Source organism: Nocardia sp. NPDC052316, assembly GCF_044547795.1.
Classification (GTDB): domain Bacteria; phylum Actinomycetota; class Actinomycetes; order Mycobacteriales; family Mycobacteriaceae; genus Nocardia.
On the sequence record NZ_JBIUBB010000001.1, the window covers coordinates 1,082,227 to 1,104,571 of the forward strand.

The window sequence follows — 22,345 nt, forward strand, 5'->3', positions numbered from 1 at the left end:
CATAGGCGCGACCGCGCCCACTACCCGCCGACCGGCGATGCCGGGAACCTCGCTACAGATCACCGAACCAATCTACCGTCGTCGGCGGCACCGAACCAACCAACCTCGATAGCCGATGGACATCAGCACAGGCAGTTGAGGTGTCGACACTTTGCGGTCCTCATGTTGCAGACCTCACATCCTGCGCGACGCGCTGCGCCGGAGATGCGGCGGGTCACCGATGACGCACGCGGGCCGGGTCGTAGAGGTGGGATTGCGCACACGACACCGGGTCTGCCAGCGCCCGGCCGACCAGGATGATCGCGGCCTGGCGCAGCCCGGCGGCCTCGACCTGATCGGCGATGTCGGTGAGGGTACCGCGCAGGATCCGCTGGTCGGGCTGGCTGGCGCGGTACACGACGGCGACCGGGCAGTCCGTGCCGTAGTCGGCGACGAGCTCAGCGGCCAACGTGCGGACGCGGGTGATCGCCAGGTGCAGCACGAGGGTGGCGCCGGTCGCCGCGAAATTCGCCAGCGCCTCGGTGTCCGGCATCGCGGTCGAGCGGGCCTGGGTGCGGGTCAGGACAACCGACTGCACCACCTCGGGGACAGTGAGTTCGGTGCCGAGCAGCGCGGCCGCGGCGGCGTAGGCGGGCACGCCGGGGGTGACATCCCATGCGACGCCGTGCGCGTCCAGTCTGCGGGTCTGTTCGGTGAGCGCGGAGTAGAGCGACGGATCACCCGAACACAGCCGGGCCACGTCCTTGCCGGATTCGGTGGCGCGCACCAGATGTTCGGTGATCTGGTCGAGGTCCAGATGCTGGGTATCGATCAGTTCGGCGTCGGGGGCGCAGTGCCCGAGCACCCCGGGGTCGAGGTAGGTGCCCGCGTACAGGCACACCGGCGAGTCTCGGAGCAGGGCGACCGCGCGCAGGGTCAGCAGATCGGCCGCACCCGGCCCGGCCCCGATGAAATGCACGGTCATGCGGGTGAGTGTATGCAGCGCGGGTCGGGTCAGGCCGTCGTGTCGAAGTGCGCGATCACCTTGGTCGGCCGCAAGCGGACGACGAGTTCGCCGGGCACGCCGTTGCGCTTGCCGAACTCCTCGGCCCGGTCGGCGCCCATGTAGCGGCCGCCGATCTCGGTGGCGGTGCGCAGCAGCTCTTCGGGATCCTCGGACAGGGTCACGGTGCCCTGCAACTGCACCGAGGGGTACGGCGCCGCCTCGACATCGACGATCACCGCGATGCGCCCGTCGCGCGCGAACGCCTTGCCCTTGGCGGTGTCCTTGCCGGTGTTGAACACCAGCTCGTCGCCGTCGAGCACGAACCAGACGGGCGTCACCATCGGGCGGCCGTCGGTGCCGACGAACGCCACCTTGCCTGTCCGCGTGCCAGCGGAGAGGAACTCGCGCACCTGAGGATCCGAGAGGGAAGCCATTGCCTCACCCTAGGGGCAGGCGAGGGGCTGGGTGGCGCACCGGCGGGCGCATGTCGCGAGCGCGGGAGGTGGCGTTGTGGCGATAGCGACGGCGCAGTCCTACGCACCGCGCACAGCACCGGAGGCACATCTCAGATCGCGCCTTGCTCGCGGGCGCGGGCGACGGCCGAGGTGCGGGAGCGGACACCGAGTTTCGCGTAGATGTGCACCAGATGGGACTTGACGGTGGTCTCGCTGAGGAACAGTTGCTTGGCGATCTCGCGGTTGGAGCGGCCGTCGGCGACCAAACGGAGCACCTCGATTTCGCGGGTGCTCAGGGTGGTATCGGCGCGGCGTACCCGGGTCATGAGTTTCGAGGCGACCGCGGGCGACAGCACGCTCTCCCCCGCAGCGGCCGCGCGGACGGCGGCGAGCAGTTCCGCAGGCGGGGTGTCCTTCAGGATGTAGCCGCAGGCGCCGGCCTCGATGGCGCCGAGGATGTCGGCATCGGTGTCGTAGTTGGTGACCACCAAGACATTCGGTGGCTGCGGGAGCGCGCGCAGCTCGGCGGTGGCGTCCGCGCCGGAGCGGCCGGGGCCGAAGCTGAGGTCCATCAACACCAGATCCACCGGGGTGGTCGCGCAGAACGCGACGGCTGCCTCGCCCGTGGGCACGTCGCCGACAACAGTGATGTCGTCGCCGCCGTCGAGCAGTGCGCGCAGGCCCGCGCGGACAATGGCGTGGTCGTCGGCCAGCAGCAGGCGGATCATGCGTGCTCCCCCGGTCGGGCCGGATCCGGTTCGGGTGCGGCGGGTTCGAGTGGGAAGGCGACGGTGACCGCGGTGTGGCCCGGCTCCGACTCCACCGCCATGGTGCCGCCCTGCTGCTCGACGCGCGACCGCATGGCGGCCAGACCGAATGAGCCGGACGGTGGGTGGGCGAGCACGTCGGGTGCGATACCGATCCCGTCGTCCACTACGTCGAGCAGGACCTCGGCGTCGGCGTAGGTCAGCGTCAGCCGCATGCGGGCGGCCGCGGCGTGCTGCACCACATTCGCGACCGCGCCCTGCGCGATGCGTACCAGCGCCGCCTCCACCGGCATCGGAAGTCGCTCCGGCGTGCCCTCGACCACCAGTTGCGTGGCGAGCGTTGCGGTGTTGGCGCGCAGGCAGATTCGCTCCAGTGCCTGCGCCAGCGACTGGCCGTCCAGCGCCGCCGGTGCCAATTCCGCGATGAGCCTGCGTGTTTCGGCGAGGTTCTCCGCCGCTGTCTCCCTGGCCAACTGAATCCGTTGCAGCGCAGGATGCTCCGGCGCCGATTGTTCTGCGGCGTGCAGCAGCAGTTGAATACTGCTCAGCCCCTGGGCCACCGTGTCGTGGATCTCCTTGGCCAGGCGTTCACGCTCGGACAGCTTGCCCGCCGTCCGTTCCTGATCCGCGAGTATCGCTCGGGTACTGAGCAATTCATCGATCAACCGCTGTCGTTCGGCGGACTCACGGAACAGCGCCTGGTAGCCGAGGCCGATGCCGACGGCGACCGCCGCGCCGAGGATCGGGCCGATCGCGCCCGCCACCGACCAGCCGCGGTGCGCCCCGAAGCCCACCACCGCGATGGCCGTGGCCGCCGCCACCGCGAGCAGGCTCCATGGGCGCGGGAGCAGATGTAGATAGAGGAAGAACAGCCCGAACGCCAGGTAACCCGCGTCGGGAGCGAGTAGCACCAGGCCGAGCCACCATCCGGTTAGAGCGACCAACCAGATTGCAATCCCGCCGCGGCGCTCGCTCAGTAGGTGGCCCGCGAAGTACGTCACGAGGAAGGCCGCCGTCAACGCAACCACCGGAATCGGGTGCGGCGCGCCCGGCAGTAGCGCGCGTACGGCGATCACTACCGCCAGGGCCGTCACCAGCACATGCAGCCCGAGCCGCAGGGCGGTGAAGACGGGGGTGAGCGGTGACGAGTGCACCTTGCCAGCTTATGTGCGGCAACCGGGCGGGCATCCATCGAAAGGTGTAAAACGCCACCCACCGTTCGATGGTGCGCCTTTCCTCCGCGCGCGCGATGGCCGCGGGCCCGCCGCGCGGAACAGTGAAGACATGTTCGTAGCACTGCGAGACCTGCGCGCCGCCCGCGGCCGCTTCCTGCTCATCACGCTGGTCGTCACCCTGGTGGCGCTGCTCGTGAGTTTCTTGAGCGGGCTCACGGCGGGGCTCGCGCACCAGAACATCTCCGCCGTGGAGTCGCTGCCCGGCGATACCGTCGTCTTCGCCGACACCGGCGGCGCGGCGTCGTTCGACGCCTCGACGCTCACCGCGGAACAGGTCGCCGCCTGGCAGGCCGCGGCGGGCCCGGACGGCACCGTCGACCCGATCGGCATCAGCCACGGCAAGGTCGATCCGCGCGGACAGGCTTCGGTGCAGGTCGCGTTCTTCGGCACCACCGGAACGGCTTTCGGCAACCGATCGGCAACCGAGAACGGCACCGTGGTGCTCAGCGCCGGCGCGGCCAAGGATCTCGGTGCGGGCACGGGCGACTCCGTCACCATCGCCGGCCGCGCTTTCACCGTGGCCGGGGTGCACGGGGACGACTGGTACAGCCACACACCGGTGGTGTGGACAACCCTGTCCGACTGGCAGGCGATGAGCCCGCGCTCGGGCGCGGCCACCGTACTCGCGGTGTCCGGCGTCGCCGACCAGGCGGCCGTGAACGCCACCGCACACACCCAGACCACCAGCTCGTCCGGCGCGCTGTCCGCGCTCAGCGCCTACGAAGCCGAGAACGGCTCGTTGACCCTGATGACGGTGCTGCTCTTCGCCATCTCGGCCCTGGTGATCGGCGCGTTCTTCACGGTGTGGACCGTCCAGCGGATGCCCGACATCGCCACCCTCAAGGCACTCGGCGCCACCTCCGGATCGCTGGTCCACGACGCCCTCGCCCAGGCCGCGATCGTTTTGACCGCCGGTGTCGCCGTCGGACTCGGAATCACCGTCGCCGCAGCGGCTTTCCTGGGCGACGCCCTCCCGTTCGTCCTGAGCCCGGCCACCACACTGCTGCCCGCTGCGGCGCTGATCGTGCTCGGCCTGCTCGGCGCGGCCTTCGCGCTGCGCTTCCTGTTCACCACCGACCCACTGACCGCCCTCGGCGCGGGACGCTGACCATCAGCATTGAGCCACTGGAGTTTTCGAGATGACCGCCACCGAAACCCGCACCACCACCGCCCTCGACATCGCCGACGTCACCCTCACCTACCCCGACGGCATGAGCCGCCTCACCGCGCTCGACCGAGTGAGCCTGCGCGTCACCGGCGGCACCGTAGCCGCCATCACCGGCCCCTCCGGCTCCGGCAAATCCAGCCTCCTCGCCGTCGCCTCGACTCTGATCCGCCCCGACTCCGGCCACATCACCCTCGAAACCCCCAGCGGCACCACCGATCTCGCCACCGTCAGCCGCCGCGAGGCCGCCGTCCTGCGCCGTTCATCCATCGGCATCGTCTTCCAACAACCGAACCTCATCCCCGCCCTGACCGCCCGCGAGCAACTAGAGGTAATGATCCACCTAGGCCAGCGCGTCTACACCCCCGCATCAAAGCGTCGCGAAACCCGCGACAAGGCAACAGAACTCCTCGAATCAGTCGGCTTGACCGACCAACAATCCAAGCGCCCCGCCCAACTCTCCGGCGGCCAACGCCAACGCGTCAACATAGCCCGCGCCCTCATGAACGACCCGTCCCTACTGGTAATCGACGAACCAACCAGCGCCCTCGACACCGAACGAGGCGCCGCCATCATCGATCTCATCCTCACCGTAGCCCGCACCCATCACGCCGCCACCCTCCTCGTCACCCACGACCAAACCCACCTCCACCGCATGAACGCCGTCTACCACCTGCTCGACGGCCACCTCACCCAAACCACTCGGTGAATGACGCGACCGAGGTCTAGCCGCCCAGGAGGGCCACGCGCTCGCGGTGGACCTTGGTGCGGAGGGCGGTGATGAAGGCGGCTACTTCGGGGCGGCGGAGGGTTTCGGAGCGGGCGACTAGCCAGTAGGCGAGTTTGACGGAGACTTCTTGGGGGAGGACGCGGGTCAGGTCGGGGTGGCGGTCGGCCATGAAGCAGGGGAGCAGGCCGATGCCCGCGGCGGCTCGGGTGGCTTCTACGTGCACGAAAACGTTTGTCGAAGTTACTGATTCGCGCATGGCGGGGGCGAAGCTCGAGGCCAGGTCGAGGTCGTCGACTTGGAGCATGGAGTCGATGAAGTAGACGAGGGGGTGCTGGATCAGGTCTTCGACGCGGGTCGGGGCTCCGTGTTCGGCGAGATAGTCTCGCGCGGCGTAGAGGCCGAGACAGTAGTCGGCCAGGCGGGTGGCGGTGGCGCGGCGGACTTGGGGTTCGCCGACGACCACCTCGAGGTCCAGGCCGGAGCGCTGGGTGGACGCTCGTCTTGTGGTGGCCACGATTTCGACGGTGATCTTGGGGTGCTGGCGTTGCACCTCGGCGGCCGCGGGGGCAGCGAGATAGGCGCTGAAGCCATCGGTCGCCGAAATCCGCACCGCACCTTCGAGCACCCGGCTGCCGTCGGCGGCGAGCGACTTGACGGCCGACTCGACGATCTCGGCTGCCGCCAAGGCCTCCCTGCCGAGTTCGGTGAGCTCCCAGCCGCCTGCCGCCCGGGTCAGCACGCGCCCACCGAGGGTGTGTTCGAGCGCGGCGATGCGCCGGGAGATGGTCGTGTGGTTGATACCGAGCTCTTCGGCTGCGGACACGAAGCGTCCGGACCGGCCGACGGCCAGCAGAACAAGGAGGTCATCGGCGCTCGGCCGCCGGGCCGACCCAGCTGACACATCCCGCATATCTGCATCATCGCAGATCGCTACTGCACAACTAGTCATTGCGGTCACACCCATCTGCACTAATACTTCGTTGCAGCCGAGATTTGTGGGGGCCATCACATCTCTACCGCGATGTGACCCCCGGCACGAAGGAGAGTTCGATGAGCGTGCGCAGTGCATTGTGGCCGACGGGCGGCGAGCCCGGCGGGGTGCCGACCGGCTTGAGACGGGTGGTAGCCGCGTCGATGGCGGGCACGGTCGTCGAATGGTATGAATTCTTCCTCTACGGCACGGCCGCGACCCTGGTGTTCAGCAAGGTGTTCTTCGCCAAGGGCACCAGCGATCTGGACGCGATTCTCGCCGCCTTCGTCACCTACGCGGTCGGCTTCGCCGCACGCCCGTTGGGCGGCATCGTCTTCGGGCATTTCGGCGACAAGTACGGCCGCAAGAAACTGCTGCAATTCAGCCTGATCCTGGTGGGCGCCTCCACCTTCCTGATGGGCTGTCTGCCGACGTTCGGCCAGATCGGTTACTGGGCGCCGGCACTGCTGGTCACCCTGCGTTTCATCCAAGGCTTCGCGGTCGGCGGTGAATGGGGCGGCGCGGTGCTGCTGGTGGCCGAACACAGTCCGAGTCGCAGCCGCGGTTTCTGGGCGAGCTGGCCGCAGGCGGGCGTGCCGATGGGCAACCTGCTCGCGACGGCGGTGCTGCTGATCCTGACCACCTGGCTGTCCGACGCCGCCTTCCTCAGCTGGGGCTGGCGCGTGGCGTTCTGGCTGTCGGCGGTGGTGGTGCTGGTCGGCTACTACATCCGCACCAAGGTGACCGACGCCCCCATTTTCGTGGCCGCGCAACAGGAAGTGGAGCAGATCAAGGCGACCTCGCTCAGCGTCGTCGAGGTGGTCAAGCGTTACCCGCGCGGCGTGCTCACCGCCATGGGGCTGCGTTTCGGGGAGAACATCCTGTACTACCTGGTCGTCACGTTCACCATCACCTACCTCAAGGTGCAGGTACACGTCGACACCTCGGTCATCCTCTGGTGGTTGCTCGCCGCGCACGCCGTGCACTTCCTGGCGGTCCCGGTGGCAGGCTGGTTCTCCGACCGGTTCGGCAGGCGGCCGGTGTATCTGGTCGGCGCCCTCACCGCGGGCACTTGGGGCTTCTTCGCCTTCCCGATGATGGACAGCGGGCACTACGGGCTCATCATGTTCGCCATCATCATCGGCCTGGTGTTCCACGCGATGATGTACGCCGGACAGCCCGCGATCATGGCGGAGATGTTCCCGACCCGGATGCGCTATTCCGGTGTGTCCCTTGGTTATCAGGTCACCTCGATCGTGGCCGGTTCACTCGCGCCGATCATCGCAGTCCGGCTGCTCAACACCTACAAGTCCGCGGTACCCATCGCGATCTACCTGGCCATCGCCGCGGCGATCACCGCGGTCGCGGTGCTGATCGCCCGGGAAACGAAAGGTGTGACCTTGGAAAGCATCGACCTCGCCGACGCCGAGAACCTGGCCGCGCGGCCCGCCACGGTGGCCGCCAAATGAGTGACCTGGCAGGCCGCTCCGCACTGATCACGGGTGGCGCCAGTGGCATCGGCGCCGCCTGCGCGCGGGAGCTGTCCGCCCGTGGCGCGCTGGTCACCATCGCCGATATCGACGATGTGGGCGCCAAGGCGCTGGCCCGCGAGCTCGGCGGAAAGTCTTGGGCGGTAGACCTTCTCGATGTCGAGGCACTGGAAGCCCTCGACCTCGCGGTGGACATCCTGGTGAACAACGCAGGCGTGCAGAGCATCAGCCCGATCGAGGACTTCGCTCCGCAGCAGTTCCGCAACCTGCTCGCCCTGATGGTCGAAGCACCGTTCCTGCTCGTCCGGGCGGCCCTGCCGCACATGTACCGGCAGGGCTTCGGCCGGATCATCAATATCTCGTCGGTGCACGGGATCCGCGCTTCGGAGTACAAGGCCGCCTACGTGACCGCGAAGCACGGCCTGGAGGGCCTGTCCAAGGTGACCGCGCTGGAGGGCGGCAGGCACGGCGTCACCAGCAACTGTGTCAGTCCGGGCTATGTCCGAACCCCGCTGGTGGACAAGCAGATCGCCGACCAGGCCAAGGCGCACGGCATTCCCGAGCAGGAAGTGCTGGAGAAGATCCTGCTCACCGAGAGCGCGATCAAACGGCTGGTCGAACCGGAAGAGGTTGCCGCGCTGGTGGGTTGGCTCGCTTCTACGGACGCGGGCATGGTGACCGGCGCGAGTTACACCATGGACGGCGGGTGGAGCGCTCGATGATCGAGCGTTTCACCCCAGGGCGGACAGCGCCATCCGGCGCAGGATGGGCCTGGCGCGCACGGCGGTCGCCGTGGTTGCGCTGTGTGGTGTGGAGTTGATCAGTCCGAAGGCGGCGTGGGCCTGCACCCGCGCCGTCTCCTCGGGTAGTCCGGGGTGCAGGTCGCGCAGCACGGTGACCCAGATCTCCACGTACTGGCGCTGGGTGCGGCGCAGCTCCCGGCGGGCGGCCGCGGGCACGTTCTCCAGATCGCGATCCTGAATGCGGATCAGCTCCGGGTCACCGAGCGCGAAGTCCAGGTGGAAGTCGACGAGACCGGCCAGCGCCTCGGCCGGACCGGCGGTGCGCGCGACCACCGCCTTACCGCCGTCGAGCAGCCGCTGGCTGACGCCGACGAGCAGCTCGACCAGCAGCGCTTCCTTGTTCGGGAAGTGGCGGTAGACGGCGGGCCCGCTGATACCGGCGGCCGCGCCGAGGTCGTCCAGGCGCATGCCGAGGAAGCCACGGTCCGCGATGAGCCGCGCGCCTGCATCGAGGAGCTGCTGCCGTCGCTGTGCCTTCAGCTGTTCGCGGCGGGTGAGCGTGACGGGGTCAGTGCTGGTCACACGCGCTCCTTTCGCCTTATCTGGACATCTCGGTTAACCAAGATTAACCTGGATTCCAGTTATCGGCGACTAACTGGCGCACCCGTCACCCGACCACCACCCCTCATCGAGTCGCTTCGCGACGCTGATTGGAGGATCACGTCATGACCGTTACCGAAGAGGCCGTCGACAACCGAGTCGCCCACAAGGCGCTGGTGGACGACCTGAGCGCCCGGCTCGCCGCCGCGGCGCTCGGCGGGCCCGTGAAGGCAAGGGACCGCCATGTGGCGCGCGGCAAACTGCTGCCGCGCCAGCGGGTGGATCAGCTGCTCGACCCCGGCAGCCCGTTCCTCGAGCTCTCCCCCTTGGCCGCGACCGGAATGTACGGCGACGAATCTCCCGGCGCCGGGATCATCACCGGGATCGGGCGGGTATCCGGCCGCGAGTGCGTGATCGTGGCCAACGACGCCACCGTCAAGGGCGGCACCTACTACCCGATGACGGTGAAGAAGCATCTGCGCGCCCAGGAGATCGCGCTGCAGAACCAGCTGCCCTGCCTGTATCTGGTCGATTCCGGCGGTGCCTACCTGCCCGAACAGGACGAGGTGTTCCCGGACCGCGAGCACTTCGGGCGCATCTTCTACAACCAGGCGACCATGAGCGCCAAGGGGATTCCGCAGATCGCCGCGGTGCTCGGCTCCTGCACCGCGGGCGGCGCGTACGTGCCTGCGATGAGCGACGAGGCGGTGATCGTGCGCAATCAGGGCACGATCTTCCTCGGTGGCCCGCCGCTGGTGAAGGCGGCGACCGGCGAGGTGGTCACCGCGGAGGAGCTCGGCGGCGGCGAACTGCACTCGCGCACTTCGGGTGTCACCGACCACCTGGCCGAGGACGATCGGGACGCGTTGCGCATCGTGCGCCGCATTGTCGCGACCCTCGGCCCGCGCCCGGCGAGCCCATGGGAGGTGCTGCCGACGGTCGCGCCCGCCGCACCCGAGTCGGAGCTGTACGACGTGGTGCCGGTCGATCTGCGCACGCCGTACGACGTTCGCGAGGTGATCGCGCGCCTGGTCGACGGTGACCCGCACGGGGACAGCGCCTTCCACGAGTTCAAGGCCGAGTACGGCAAGACATTGGTCACCGGTTTCGCGCGCATCCACGGCCACCCGGTCGGCATCGTGGCCAACAATGGCGTGCTGTTCAGCGAATCCGCCATGAAGGGCGCGCACTTCATCGAACTGTGCGACAAGCGCAAGATCCCGCTGCTGTTCCTGCAGAACATCACCGGGTTCATGGTCGGCCGCGACTACGAGGCAGGCGGCATCGCCAAGCACGGCGCCAAGATGGTCACCGCGGTGGCCTGCGCGCGGGTGCCGAAGCTGACCGTGGTGATCGGCGGTTCGTACGGCGCGGGCAACTATTCGATGTGCGGGCGCGCGTATTCGCCGCGCTTCCTGTGGATGTGGCCCAATGCCAGGATCTCGGTGATGGGCGGCGAGCAGGCCGCCTCCGTCTTGGCGACGGTGCGCGGCGATCAACTCGACAGCTCGGGGCAGCCCTGGTCGGCCGAGGACGAAGAGGCGTTCAAGGCCCCGATCCGCGAGCAGTACGAAAGCCAAGGCAATCCCTACTATTCGACGGCCCGACTCTGGGACGACGGCGTGATCGACCCCGCGGACACCAGAACCGTTCTCGGGCTTGCCCTTTCGGTCTGCGCCCAGGCGCCGCTCGAACCCGTTTCCTACGGCGTCTTCCGGATGTGAGTGTCATGCTGAACAAATCTCATCCCGTCGGCTTCGACACCGTGCTCGTGGCCAACCGCGGCGAGATCGCGGTGCGCGTCATCCGCACGTTGCGCGCCATGGGAATTCGCTCGGTCGCGGTCTACAGCGACGCCGACGCCGACGCCAGGCATGTGCACGAGGCCGATACGGCGGTGCGGCTCGGTCCGGCCGCCGCCCGCGAGAGCTATCTCGCGATCGACAAGGTAGTGGCCGCCGCCGTGCGCACCGGCGCACAGGCGGTGCATCCCGGGTACGGATTCCTCTCCGAGAATGCCACTTTCGCCGCGGCGCTCGCGGACGCGGGCATCGTCTTCCTCGGCCCGCCCGCCCGTGCGATCGAGGTGATGGGCGACAAGATCGCGGCGAAGAACACCGTTTCCGCGTTCAATGTGCCGGTGGTACCCGGCATCGCCAGGCCGGGCCTGACCGACGCCGACCTGATCGAGGCGGCCGACGAGGTGGGCTACCCGGTGCTGGTGAAGCCCTCCGCCGGTGGTGGCGGCAAGGGCATGCGGCTGGTCGAGGATCCGGCACAGCTGCCGGACGCGCTGCGCAGCGCACGCCGCGAGGCCGCCGCCGCGTTCGGTGACGACACGCTGTTCCTCGAGCGTTTCGTCACCCGGCCGCGGCACATCGAGGTGCAGGTCCTGGCCGACCAGTTCGGCAACGTGCTGCACCTGGGCGAACGCGAGTGCAGCCTGCAACGCAGGCACCAGAAGGTGATCGAGGAGGCGCCGTCCCCGCTGCTCGACGCGGCGACCAGGGCCAGGATCGGCGCGGCCGCCTGCAATACCGCGCGCAGCGTCGACTATGTCGGCGCGGGCACGGTGGAGTTCATCGTCTCCGCCGATCGGCCGGACGAGTTCTTCTTCATGGAGATGAATACCCGGCTGCAGGTGGAGCATCCGGTCACCGAGCTGGTCACCGGCGTCGACCTGGTGGAGTGCCAGGTCCGGGTCGCGGCCGGGCAGAAGCTCGCGGTGGAGCAGGACGAGATCCGGATGATCGGGCACGCCGTCGAGGCCAGGGTGTACGCCGAGGATCCCGGTCGCGGGTTCCTGCCCACCGGCGGCACGGTGCTCGACCTGTCCGAGCCGGACGGCGTCGGGGTCCGGGTGGATTCGGGCCTGCGCGTCGGCACCGTGGTCGGCAGCGACTACGACCCGATGCTGGCCAAGGTCATCACGCACGGCGCCGACCGGACGTCCGCGATCGCGAAACTCGATCGCGCACTGGGCGATACGGTGCTGCTCGGGGTGACCACCAACATCGAGTTCCTGCGCTTTCTGCTCGCCGACCCGAATGTCGCCGCAGGCCAGCTGGATACCGGCCTGCTGGATCGCCGGGTTGCCGACTTCCACCCGGCCCCCGTCGATGACGACCTATTCCTGGCCGCGGCCGCCTACCGGTGGCTGCGCCGCTGGCCGACCACGGTGAACGATCCCTGGCAGGTCCCGTCCGGCTGGCGCATCGGCGACGCCGCGCCGACCCCGATCCGGCTGGCCGGCGGCGACCGCATCGAGCACGTGTACCTCACCGGCACCCCTGCCGCCGCGACCGCTCGCATCGATGAGGGCCGATCCGTCTCGGTCACAGCGGCTTTCGCCGAGAACCTGCTGACGCTGACCCTGGACGGCATCCGGCAGGAATACCGGGTCGCCGAATACGACGGGCGGCTGTGGCTGGCCGGACCCACCGGCATCGCCATGCTGCGCGAGGTGGCCGAGGCCAGTGTCCGCGGTACGACCGAGCATGTCGGCGACGCCGAGATCACCAGCCCCATGCCGGGTTCGGTGATCGCGCTGCAGGTGGACAACGGCGCCACCGTCGCGGCGGGCGCCCCCATCGTCATCGTGGAGGCGATGAAGATGGAGCATTCGCTCACCGCTCCGATCGCCGGAACCGTCGAAATCCTGGTCGCGCCGGGCACTCAGGTGCGCCTGGACCAGGTACTTGCCCGCATCATCGCGACGCCCGCCGCCGAAGCGCCCGCGCCGCCACCGGATTCCGGCGCCGACCGGAAGGCCGGAGAAGACTCGAATACCGCCGAGCCAGAAGGAAACCAAGCATGACCGACTTCCTGTCCACCGGCGCACTGCCGCAGGAGTACCGCGATCTGGCCATGACGGTGCGCGATTTCGCGCGCACGGTGGTCGCCCCAGTGGCCGCCGAGCACGACGCGAACCACACCTTCCCCTACGAGGTGGTCGCGGGCATGGCCGAGATGGGCCTGTTCGGCCTGCCGTTCCCCGAGGAGTACGGCGGCATGGGCGGTGACTACTTCGCGCTGTGCCTGGCCCTGGAGGAGCTCGGCAAGGTCGACCAGAGTGTGGCGATCACGCTGGAGGCCGGCGTCTCCCTGGGTGCGATGCCGATCTACCGCTACGGCAACGACAAGCAGAAGCTGGAGTGGTTGCCGCAGCTGACCAGTGGCCGTGCTCTCGCCGCGTTCGGGCTCACCGAGCCCGGCGCGGGCAGCGACGCGGGCGGCACCAGGACCACCGCCATCGCCGACAGCGGCGAGTGGGTCATCAACGGCAGCAAGCAGTTCATCACCAACTCCGGCACCGACATCACCACGCTGGTCACGGTGACGGCGGTGACCGGCGAGGTCGGCGGCAAGAAGGAGATCTCCACCATCCTGGTGCCCACCGACACCCCCGGCTTCGTGGCCGAACCCGCCTACAACAAGGTCGGCTGGAACGCCTCGGACACCCACCCGCTGAGCTTCACCGACGTGCGGGTGCCGCAGGACAACCTGCTCGGCGAGCGCGGCCGCGGCTACGCGAACTTCCTGCGCATCCTCGACGAGGGCCGCATCGCCATCGCGGCGCTCGCGGTCGGCGCCGCGCAGGGCTGCGTCGACGAGAGCGTGCGCTACGCGAAGGAACGCGAGGCGTTCGGCCAGGCCATCGGCCGTAACCAGGCCATCGCCTTCAAGATCGGCAGAATGGAGGCGCGGGCCCATACGGCGCGCACCGCCTACTATGACGCCGCGGCACTGATGCTGGCGGGCAAGCCGTTCAAGAAGCAGGCCTCGATCGCCAAACTGGTGGCCAGCGAGGCGGCGATGGACAATTCCCGGGACGCTACCCAGATCTTCGGCGGCTACGGGTTCATGAACGAGTACCCGGTGGCCAGGCACTACCGGGACAGCAAGATCCTCGAAATCGGTGAGGGCACAACGGAGGTGCAGTTGATGCTGATCGGACGGGAGCTCGGGCTGTGACCGACGTGACCGAGGGTTTGCGCCGGGTAGTACAGACCGGCATGTGGTTCGAGGAGCTCGAGACCGATGTGCTGTACGAGCACCGGCCGGGCCGCACCATGACCGAGACCGACAACGTGCTGTTCAGCACGCTGACCATGAATCCACAAGGACTGCACATCGATGCGGCCTACAGCGATGCCCAGGAGCCGTTCCATCAGCGCCTGGTCAACTCGCTGTTCACCCTCGGCACCATGGTCGGCCTCTCGGTGGCGCACCTGACTCAGGGCACCACCGTCGCCAACCTCGGCTTCAGCGAGGTGAAGTTCCCTGCTCCGCTGTTCCACGGCGACACCGTCTACGCCGAGACCGTCGTGCTGGACAAGCGGGTGTCGAAGAGCAGGCCGGGCGAGGGCATCGTCACCTTCCGGCACACCGCGCGCAACCAGCACGGCACCGTGGTGGCCGTGGCGGTTCGCGCCGCGATGATCCGTCTGCGACCAGAAGGCGGACAGCCGTGACGTGGCAGCTGCCCGGACCCGCCTGGCTGTTCTGCCCGGCGGATCGACCGGATCGCTACGAAAAGGCCGCCGCGGCGGCGGATGTGGTGATTCTCGACCTGGAGGACGGCGTCGCGGCCGCGGACAAGGCGGCGGCGCGCAAGGCACTCGTCGAGACACCGCTGGCTCCCGAGACCACGGTGGTCCGGGTCAACGCGGCGGGCACCGACGAGCACGCCCTCGACCTGGCCGCGCTGGCCGACACCGGCTACCGACGCATCATGCTGCCGAAATGCGAATCCGCCGAACAGATCTCGGCGCTGGCCGAGTACGACGTGATCGCGTTGATCGAATCGCCGCTCGGCGCGTTGACGGTCGACCGAGCGATGGCGATGCCCACGGCGATCGGCGTGATGTGGGGCGCCGAGGACCTCGTCGCCGGCCTTGGCGGCAACTCCAGCAGGCACGCCGACGGTAGCTACCGCGATGTGGCGCGCCATGTTCGGTCCACATCACTGCTCGCGGCCAAGGCGTACGGCAAGTTCGCGCTCGACTCGGTGTATCTCGATATCCGCGACCTCGATGGCCTGCGCGCCGAGGCGCTGGACGCGGTCGCGGTCGGATTCGACGCGAAGGTCGCCATCCACCCCAGCCAGGTGGCGGTCGTTCGCGCGGCATACGCCCCGACGGCGGCCGAACTGAACTGGGCGCGGCGGGTACTCGACGAGGTGCCGAAGCATCGCGGGGTGTTCGCCTTCGAGGGCCGCATGGTCGACGCCCCCGTCTTACGCCATGCCGAGCAGATCGTGCGGCGCGCCGAGCGCGCCTGAACCCGAGTTCGAAAGCCAGGAGGATTGCGGTGCAACCACAGTGGGTGCCGACCGAGCAGGATATCGCCGACGCCAGGATCACCGACTTCGCGCGGTTCGTCGCGGCACGCACCGGCGTCGATGTGCCCGACTACCACGCACTGTGGCAGTGGTCCGTCGAGGAGATCGCGGAGTTCTGGCGTGCGGTGTGGGATTACTTCGAGCTCGGCGAGATCGCGGGCGAGGTGCTGGCCGACGCTAAAATGCCGGGCGCGCAATGGTTTCCCGGCACGCGGTTGAACTACGTCGATCAGGTGGTTCGCCAGTTCCGCACCGACCGTCCCGCGATCGTCGCCGTCGGTGAGGACGCGCAACGGCGCGAGGTGTCCTGGGTCGAATTGATCGACCACACGACGGCCTTGGCCCGAACCCTGCGGGACCTGGGAGTGCAGCCCGGCGATCGGGTGGCGGGCTACCTGCCCAACATCCCGGAAACCGTCATCGCGTTCCTGGCGACGGCGAGCATCGGCGCGGTGTGGACCGCCTGCGGTCAGGACTACTCGCCCAAGGCCGCCCTGGATCGGCTCGGCCAGCTAGAGCCCACCGTGCTGATCACCGTGGACGGCTACCGCTTCGGCGGCAAAACCCATGACAAGCGCGCCGACATCGCCGCGCTGCAAGCCGGTCTCGGCAGCCTGCGCGCCACGATCGCCGTGTCACAGCTGGGGCTGGCGGTCGCGGACGCGACGCCGTGGCGCGACGCGATCGCCCACGACGAGGCCGCGCCCGCGGTGATCGAGACGGAGACGGTCGATTTCGACCATCCGCTGTGGATCGTGTTCTCCTCCGGCACGACCGGGCTGCCGAAGGGCATCGTGCACGGGCACGGCGGTGTGCTGCTCGAGCACCTCAAAGCCGTTGCCCTGCAAACCGATATCGGGCCCGACGACACCTTCTTCTGGTACACCAGCCCGAGCTGGATGATGTGGAACTTCCAGATCTCCGGCCTGCTGGTCGGCGCCACCGTCGTCTGCTACGACGGCAGCCCCACCTATCCGGCGCCGGATGCGCTGTGGCGCATCGCCGCCGAGACCGGCACGACCATGCTCGGCACCAGCCCCGGCTACGTGCTCGCCTGCATCAAGGCGGGCGCCGTGCCGCGCACCGAGCACGACCTGTCCGCCTTGCGCGCGGTCGGCATCACCGGCGCGTCGCTGCCCACCTCGTCGGCACTCTGGCTGGGCGAGAACACCGGTGACCACGTCCAGGTCAACTCGATCAGCGGCGGCACCGACGTGGTGTCGGCCTTCCTCGGTGGCGTGCGCACCGTGCCCGCCTGGCCCGGCGAGCTGTCCGCGCGCTTCCTCGGCGCCGCGATCGAGGCCTTCGACGGCACCGGCCGGCCGGTCCGCGGCGAGGTCGGCGAGCTGGTCATCACCGAGCCGATGCCGTCCATGCCGGTGCGGTTCTGGCACGACGCCGACGGAAAGCGGTACCACGACGCCTATTTCGACATGTACCCCGGAGTGTGGCGGCACGGCGACTGGATCACCATCACCGACCGTAACTCCATCGTCGTGCACGGCCGCTCCGACTCCACCCTCAACCGCCACGGCATCCGGATGGGCAGCGCCGACATCTACCAGTCCGTCGAGCGCCTCCCCGAGATCGCCGAGGCGCTGGTCATCGGCGCCGAACAGCCGGACGGCGGCTACTGGATGCCGCTGTTCGTGGTACTCGCGCCCGGCGCCGAACTCACCGACGAGCTGAAGACCCGCATCAACACCACCATCCGCACCGAGGTCTCCCCGCGCCACGTACCCGACGAAATCCTGGTCGCCCCCGGCATTCCGCACACCCGGACCGGCAAGAAGCTCGAGGTGCCGATCAAGAAACTCTTCCAAGGAGCCGACGCCACCCGCGTCGTCGAGCGCAGTGCCGTCGACAACCCGGACCTGCTCGATTGGTACGCGGCCGTCCGCCCGAACGCCGGAGGCTAGCGCCCGATCCGAGCTTTTCCATAGACCCCCGCCCGCGTATCTCCTAGCGTGGTGGTGGACAGGCTCGTCCCTTACCCCGGCGGAGGTGGCATCGTGGCCGCACAGGACGTCCGAGCGCGCGACGAGGTCGCCGCCTATCCACCGGGGTCGCGACTGCCCGGCATCGTGCAGAGCATCCTGTTCCAGGTCGATCGGCAGCGGTTCGTGCCCGCCTTGGCGCGCCGGTACGGTGACGTCTTCACGCTGCGGATCCCGCCGTTCGCCGACCATGCCGTGGTGTTCTCCCGCCCGGAGCACATCAAGGAGATCTTCGCGGGCAACCCGCACGACCTGCACGCGGGCGAGGGCAACCAGATCCTCGGCCACGTGATGGGCAGCCACTCCTTGCTGCTCACCGACGAGGACGAACACGCGCGGGCCAGGCGGCTGCTGATGCCCGCCTTCAACGGCTCGGCGCTGCGCGCCTACCGCGACCTGGTCGCCGACATCGCGGTCGCCGAGATCGACCGCTGGACACCGGGTTCCACGCTCGTCACGCTCGACCGGATGAACGCGCTCACCCTCGAGGTGATCGTGCAGGTGGTCTTCGGGGTCACCGACGCACACACCCGCGCCGAACTCGGTCCGCGACTGAAGCAGATCGTGAACCTGAATCCGCTGGTATTCCTCGGCTTCAAGGCCAACCTGCTCAGCCGGGTCGGACCGTGGAAACGATTCGCTGACAATCTGCGCGCGGTCGACGCCCTGCTCTACGCCGAGATCGCGGCCCGACGGCTGGCACCGGATCTGGCCGAGCGCACCGATGTGCTGTCCCGGCTGCTGCACGCGGGCACCGGCGCGGACCACGACCCGCCGCTCACCGACGCCGAACTGCGCGATCAGCTCATCACCCTGCTGCTGGCCGGGCACGAGACGACCGCGTCGGCGCTGTCCTGGGCGCTGTACGAGCTCGCGGCCCATCCGGGCATCCAAGAATCGGCCTGCGCGGCCGCGCGCACCGACGACGACAAATACCTCGAAGCGGTGATGAAAGAGGCGATGCGGCTGCACGTCGTCATCAACGGAACCAACCGAAAACTGACCAGGGATATGACGATCGGCGGCAAGCGACTGCCCGCGGGCACCGTGGTGAGTACCTCGATCCTGCTCGCCCACCGCAACCCCGACAGCTACCCCGACCTCGCCGTCTTCCGGCCGGAGCGTTTCCTCGCCGGTGAGGTGGCGCCGAACACCTGGTTCCCGTTCGGTGGCGGGGTCCGGCGCTGCATCGGTGCGGGCTTCTCGCTCATGGAGAGCACTGCGGTCCTGCGGGAAATCCTTGTGCGGCATTCTCTTTCGCTGCCCGCCGGCACGGAACCCGAACGCGGGAAGACCCGCAACATCACCACGGTCCCCAGAGGCAAGGCGTGCCTGGTCATCACGCCACGCGCGTGAAGGACCTGCGCACTCGACACTGCGTGGTTGCTGCACAGTTGTGGCAGCGATCACATTGACGAATCCCGCCTACAGGTCTCGCGGCCGCACGCCGCTTTCCGGCAGGTAGTGCGCTTTTTCGGCGTGACCTGGGGCACCCGAGCGGTTCCGCGGGGCACCCGTGCCGAGCCGTAGCCCGTCTCACCAGCCCTGATCAGTACGATGTCCGCATGAGTGTCGACAATCGCCGTACGGCGCGGAAGGCGAGCACCGGCGACTCGGCACCCCGCGAGGTCCGGCGCAGGCCGAAGAATCGACGGGCCCAGATCGCCGCGGCCTCGGCCGCCGCGTTCGGCGCGCTCGGCTATCACGGTGTGAGCATGGAGGACATCGCCTCCGGACTCGGCATCAGCTCGGCCGCGCTGTATCGCCACTACCCGAGCAAGTACGCGCTGTTCCGCGAGGAGTTGCTGCGGGTGGGCCGGGCGATGACCGAGGCGGTGGAGCTGCCCGCCGAAGCCGCCGCGTGGTCGCCCGATCAGCGGTTACGGCACGTGCTCGACGCGCTGATCACCGTCACGATCGAGAATCGGCCGACCGTCACCCTGGTGCGCTGGGAGGGCCGCTACCTCGAGCCCGACGATGTGACGACGCTGAACGACCAGCAGCTCACCGTGCTCGGCGCGCTCGGCAGCCAGCTCGCCGAGCTGCGCCCGGAACTGACCGAGGACGACACCCGGGTACTGCGGATGGCCTTGCTGAGCACGATCACCAGCATCGCCGACCACCACGCCACGCTGCCGACGAAATCCCTTGCCCGACTGCTCGGTTCGGCGTGCCAGCCGATCGTCGGAGCACAGTTGCCCGCGGAGCAGCCCGCCGAGCCGCTGCAGGTGGTCGAGATCCCGGATTCGTTCAAACACGAACTGCTGCTGCGTAAAGCGGTGGAGCTGTTCCATGAGCGCGGCTACCCGAATGTCAGCGTGGAGGACATCGCCACCGCCGCCGGACTCTCCGCGGCCTCGGCGGTGTACCGGTTCTACCGCGGCAAGAGCGACCTGCTCGCCGCGGCCTTTCGCCGTGCCGCGGAACGGGTTTCGGGCGCGGTAGGCCCGGCGGTGGCGAGCGCGTCGAGCCCGGAGGGCGCTTTGACCACCCTGATCGACCAGTACGTCGCGGGGTCGTTCGCCGAGCGCGCGCTGACCTACGTGTATTTCACCGAGTTCCAGCATGTGCCCGCGGAGGAACGCACGGTACTGCGAAACATCCAGCGGCTCAGCGTCGAAGAGTGGGCGCGACTGTTGCGCGAGGTGCGCCAGGAGCTGTCGCCCGCCGAGGCGCGGTTCCTCATCCACGCCGCGTTCGCGCTGGTGGTCGACCTCGGCCGAGCCTTCGACAATCAGCCGATGGCGGCGCAGGGGCGGGTGCGGCTGCTGATGCAGCTGGTCCTGTTCGGGCGTCCCGCCGCGGCGTGAGCAGACCGGCTCGGCAGAGGTACCAACCGGTCGTTTATGTTACGCGGAATTCCACATAGGTGAAATCAAAGAGCTACAGGTAGTCGCCCCTATCCCGCTCTCATTGTGATCTACCATTCAGTTTGCATTCGAGCATGCGAAGGCCCCCGTACCGAGCGACCGATTGGGCTACCATCGCCGCATGGGTGCCCAGGAAGGCCGCGCCGCGGACAAGGCGTCCGACGGGACAGCGCCGCGCGTGATTCGCCGGCGGCCGCGGGATCGACGGGCCCAGATCGCGGCCGCCTCCGCGGAGGCGTTCGGGTCGCTCGGCTACCACGGCGTGAGCATGGAGGACATCGCGTCCCGGCTCGACATCAGCTCGGCCGCGCTGTACCGCCACTACCCGAGCAAGTACGCGCTGTTCCGCGAGGAGGCGCTGCGGCTCGGCGCGCTCAGCGAGGCGGCGGTGCGCCTGCCGGACTCGGCGCGCGGGCTGCCCGCCGAATTACGGCTCGGGCGCGTCATGGACGCCCTCATCGCGTCCTCGATCGCCAATCGCCGCAGCGCCGCGCTGCTGCGCTGGCAGCGCCGCTACCTCGACGACGCCGACGCCGCGATCCTGGACAACCAGCTGACGACGGTGCATTCGGTCCTCATGTCGCTGCTCGGCGAGGCCCGGCCCGAGCTGGCCACGGCGGATCGGTCCGTGCTGTCGGCCGCGGTGCTGAGCGTGCTGAGCAGCATCGGCGACCACCACGTGTCGATCCCGGTGCGCGCGTTGACCGCACTGCTCGGCGCCGCGTGCCGCGCCGCCGCAGGCTGTGTACTGCCGCCGGCCGCGGAACACCCCGAACCCCTTGCGGTCACCGAGATTCCGTTGACCTTCAAGCACGAGCTGTTGCTCGCGCGCGCGATCGAGTTGTTCCACGAACGCGGCTATCCGAACGTCAGCGTCGAGGACATCGCCACCGCGGCCGGGCTGCCCGCCTCCTCCGCGGTGTACCGCTTCTATCGCAGCAAGGGCGACATCCTGGCGGCCGCGTTCCGCCGTGCGGCGGACCGGGTTTCGGCCGCGATCGGCCCGGCGGTCGCCGCCGCGGACGGCCCCGAGCAGGCACTGAACACGCTGATCGAGCTGTACGTGGCGGGTTCGTTCGCCGAACGCGAGCTGACCTTCGTCTATTACGCCGAGATCAGCAACGTGCCCGCCGACGCTCGGACGGCACTGCGAAATATCCAGCGGCTCAACGTCGAAGAGTGGGCGAAGCTGCTCGTCGGCGTCCGCCCCGAACTCGCCGCCGCCGACGCCAGACTGCTGGTGCACGCGGCCTTGGCACTGGTGGTCGATCTGGGCCAGCGCTTCGGCTCCACGGATCCGGCGTGCTCGCGGCAACGGGTGGTCCACCTCATGCGGGTCGTGCTGTTCGGACGCGACGCCGAGTAGCTACGGCTGCTGCGGCGGGGCCAGCGGCGAATTCACCTTGTTCACCAACCAGCGCCCGTCGACCTTCTCCAGGCGCATCACCATGGACAGCTGCCCGGGGGCCGGCTTGCCCTGGGTGCCCATGCTGGTGATGGTCTGCCCGATCACCACGATGGCCTCGGCGGAGTGCTCGTCACCGGTCTTGATCGCGCACTGGACGTCGTTGACCTTCGACACCACCTCGCCCTGGGTGAGCACCTCGCGCAATTCCTGGCTGGTGCTGTCGAATTGCTTCTTCCAGTCGCCGGTCGCGCCGTCGAGCACGGCGGCGAAGTAGGCGTCGAGCTTCTTCGCGTCGTAGTCGGCCAGGATGGGCGCGTAAGCGCAGGCGGCGGCGCGTGCGTCCGCGTTGGCGGCAAGGGTAGCTTTGTTGCCGTTGTTCTGCACATAAAATACGACGCTGGAAGTGACTGCAGCGCAGAGCAATACGGCTGCCGCTACGCCGAGCGCAAGTTTACCGACGCGGCCCGGACGGAACCGCTCGAACCGGCCGGCCCGAGACTCGTCGGGCGCCGTCCGAACCGAGTCCTGCTCTGCAGCAGCATCACTCGACGCGGCGGAATCCTCGGGTAGTTCGTTGTCGGTCATGG

20 protein-coding genes are annotated in these 22,345 nt (G+C 68.7%); 13 read left to right on the forward strand and 7 right to left on the reverse strand.

The window, feature by feature from the left end; translation table 11 throughout:
• Positions 1-214 precede the first annotated feature (214 nt).
• From cobM to ACIHA7_RS04865, 4 genes are all read right to left on the reverse strand, one after another.
• The gene (gene cobM, locus ACIHA7_RS04850; protein WP_397285600.1) at positions 215-964 is read right to left on the reverse strand and encodes a precorrin-4 C(11)-methyltransferase; all 750 of its coding nucleotides are present in this window, start codon (positions 962-964) and stop codon (positions 215-217) included.
• A 29-nt stretch (positions 965-993) separates the two neighbouring features.
• Positions 994-1,419 (reverse strand): PPOX class F420-dependent oxidoreductase, encoded by a 426-nt coding sequence (locus tag ACIHA7_RS04855; protein WP_397285602.1) that lies wholly within the window; start codon positions 1,417-1,419, stop codon positions 994-996.
• Between the two features lie 131 nt (positions 1,420-1,550).
• Positions 1,551-2,168: a response regulator transcription factor gene (locus tag ACIHA7_RS04860; protein ID WP_397285604.1), complete on the reverse strand. Its 618-nt coding sequence runs from the start codon at positions 2,166-2,168 to the stop codon at positions 1,551-1,553.
• The gene (locus ACIHA7_RS04865) at positions 2,165-3,361 is read right to left on the reverse strand and encodes a sensor histidine kinase (RefSeq protein WP_397285606.1); all 1,197 of its coding nucleotides are present in this window, start codon (positions 3,359-3,361) and stop codon (positions 2,165-2,167) included. Before ACIHA7_RS04865 ends, ACIHA7_RS04860 begins: the two co-directional genes overlap by 4 nt.
• Positions 3,362-3,491: 130 nt before the next feature.
• Here ACIHA7_RS04865 and ACIHA7_RS04870 point away from each other — a divergent pair, with 130 nt between their 5' ends.
• Together ACIHA7_RS04870 and ACIHA7_RS04875 are read left to right on the forward strand one after the other, a co-directional pair.
• Positions 3,492-4,550 carry an ABC transporter permease gene (locus tag ACIHA7_RS04870; RefSeq protein ID WP_397285609.1) on the forward strand — a complete coding sequence of 353 codons (1,059 nt, stop codon included), beginning with the start codon at positions 3,492-3,494 and terminating at the stop codon, positions 4,548-4,550.
• 31 nt (positions 4,551-4,581) lie between these two features.
• Positions 4,582-5,316, forward strand: a complete 735-nt coding sequence (locus tag ACIHA7_RS04875) for an ABC transporter ATP-binding protein (RefSeq protein ID WP_397285611.1) — start codon at positions 4,582-4,584, stop codon at positions 5,314-5,316.
• A gap of 16 nt (positions 5,317-5,332) precedes the next feature.
• Here the strand turns inward: ACIHA7_RS04875 and ACIHA7_RS04880 are convergent, their stop codons facing one another.
• Complete coding sequence (locus tag ACIHA7_RS04880; protein ID WP_397285613.1) at positions 5,333-6,247, reverse strand: LysR family transcriptional regulator; 915 nt, start codon at positions 6,245-6,247, stop codon at positions 5,333-5,335.
• Between the two features lie 140 nt (positions 6,248-6,387).
• Here ACIHA7_RS04880 and ACIHA7_RS04885 point away from each other — a divergent pair, with 140 nt between their 5' ends.
• Positions 6,388-7,776, forward strand: coding sequence for an MFS transporter (locus tag ACIHA7_RS04885; RefSeq protein WP_397285615.1), 1,389 nt, complete (start codon positions 6,388-6,390; stop codon positions 7,774-7,776).
• Entirely contained in the window at positions 7,773-8,519 is a 747-nt protein-coding gene (locus tag ACIHA7_RS04890; protein WP_397285617.1) for a 3-hydroxybutyrate dehydrogenase, read from the forward strand. Before ACIHA7_RS04885 ends, ACIHA7_RS04890 begins: the two co-directional genes overlap by 4 nt.
• A 9-nt stretch (positions 8,520-8,528) precedes the next feature.
• On the opposite strand, the gene ACIHA7_RS04895 is transcribed toward ACIHA7_RS04890, so the two are convergent.
• Positions 8,529-9,122 (reverse strand): TetR/AcrR family transcriptional regulator, encoded by a 594-nt coding sequence (locus tag ACIHA7_RS04895; RefSeq protein WP_397285619.1) that lies wholly within the window; start codon positions 9,120-9,122, stop codon positions 8,529-8,531.
• Between the two features lie 143 nt (positions 9,123-9,265).
• Between ACIHA7_RS04895 and ACIHA7_RS04900 the strand changes: the two genes are divergently transcribed.
• From ACIHA7_RS04900 to ACIHA7_RS04940, 9 genes are all read left to right on the forward strand, one after another.
• Positions 9,266-10,864 carry a carboxyl transferase domain-containing protein gene (locus ACIHA7_RS04900; protein ID WP_397285621.1) on the forward strand — a complete coding sequence of 533 codons (1,599 nt, stop codon included), beginning with the start codon at positions 9,266-9,268 and terminating at the stop codon, positions 10,862-10,864.
• A gap of 5 nt (positions 10,865-10,869) precedes the next feature.
• Positions 10,870-12,957, forward strand: coding sequence for an acetyl/propionyl/methylcrotonyl-CoA carboxylase subunit alpha (locus ACIHA7_RS04905; RefSeq protein WP_397285623.1), 2,088 nt, complete (start codon positions 10,870-10,872; stop codon positions 12,955-12,957).
• Positions 12,954-14,114, forward strand: coding sequence for an acyl-CoA dehydrogenase family protein (locus ACIHA7_RS04910; RefSeq protein WP_107659422.1), 1,161 nt, complete (start codon positions 12,954-12,956; stop codon positions 14,112-14,114). The genes ACIHA7_RS04905 and ACIHA7_RS04910 overlap by 4 nt, the downstream gene beginning before the upstream one ends.
• A 41-nt stretch (positions 14,115-14,155) precedes the next feature.
• Positions 14,156-14,614 (forward strand): MaoC family dehydratase, encoded by a 459-nt coding sequence (locus ACIHA7_RS04915; RefSeq protein ID WP_397286516.1) that lies wholly within the window; start codon positions 14,156-14,158, stop codon positions 14,612-14,614.
• Complete coding sequence (locus tag ACIHA7_RS04920; protein WP_397285626.1) at positions 14,611-15,423, forward strand: HpcH/HpaI aldolase/citrate lyase family protein; 813 nt, start codon at positions 14,611-14,613, stop codon at positions 15,421-15,423. The genes ACIHA7_RS04915 and ACIHA7_RS04920 overlap by 4 nt, the downstream gene beginning before the upstream one ends.
• 29 nt (positions 15,424-15,452) lie before the next feature.
• Positions 15,453-17,402: an acetoacetate--CoA ligase gene (locus ACIHA7_RS04925; protein ID WP_397285628.1), complete on the forward strand. Its 1,950-nt coding sequence runs from the start codon at positions 15,453-15,455 to the stop codon at positions 17,400-17,402.
• A 93-nt stretch (positions 17,403-17,495) separates the two neighbouring features.
• Entirely contained in the window at positions 17,496-18,836 is a 1,341-nt protein-coding gene (locus ACIHA7_RS04930) for a cytochrome P450 (RefSeq protein WP_397285630.1), read from the forward strand.
• A gap of 209 nt (positions 18,837-19,045) precedes the next feature.
• Positions 19,046-20,290 (forward strand): TetR/AcrR family transcriptional regulator, encoded by a 1,245-nt coding sequence (locus ACIHA7_RS04935; RefSeq protein ID WP_397285632.1) that lies wholly within the window; start codon positions 19,046-19,048, stop codon positions 20,288-20,290.
• A 181-nt stretch (positions 20,291-20,471) separates the two neighbouring features.
• Positions 20,472-21,716: a TetR/AcrR family transcriptional regulator gene (locus ACIHA7_RS04940; protein ID WP_397285634.1), complete on the forward strand. Its 1,245-nt coding sequence runs from the start codon at positions 20,472-20,474 to the stop codon at positions 21,714-21,716.
• Here the strand turns inward: ACIHA7_RS04940 and ACIHA7_RS04945 are convergent, their stop codons facing one another.
• On the reverse strand, positions 21,717-22,343 hold the full coding sequence (locus ACIHA7_RS04945) for a hypothetical protein (RefSeq protein WP_397285636.1): 627 nt from the start codon (positions 22,341-22,343) through the stop codon (positions 21,717-21,719).
• Positions 22,344-22,345: the final 2 nt, after the last annotated feature.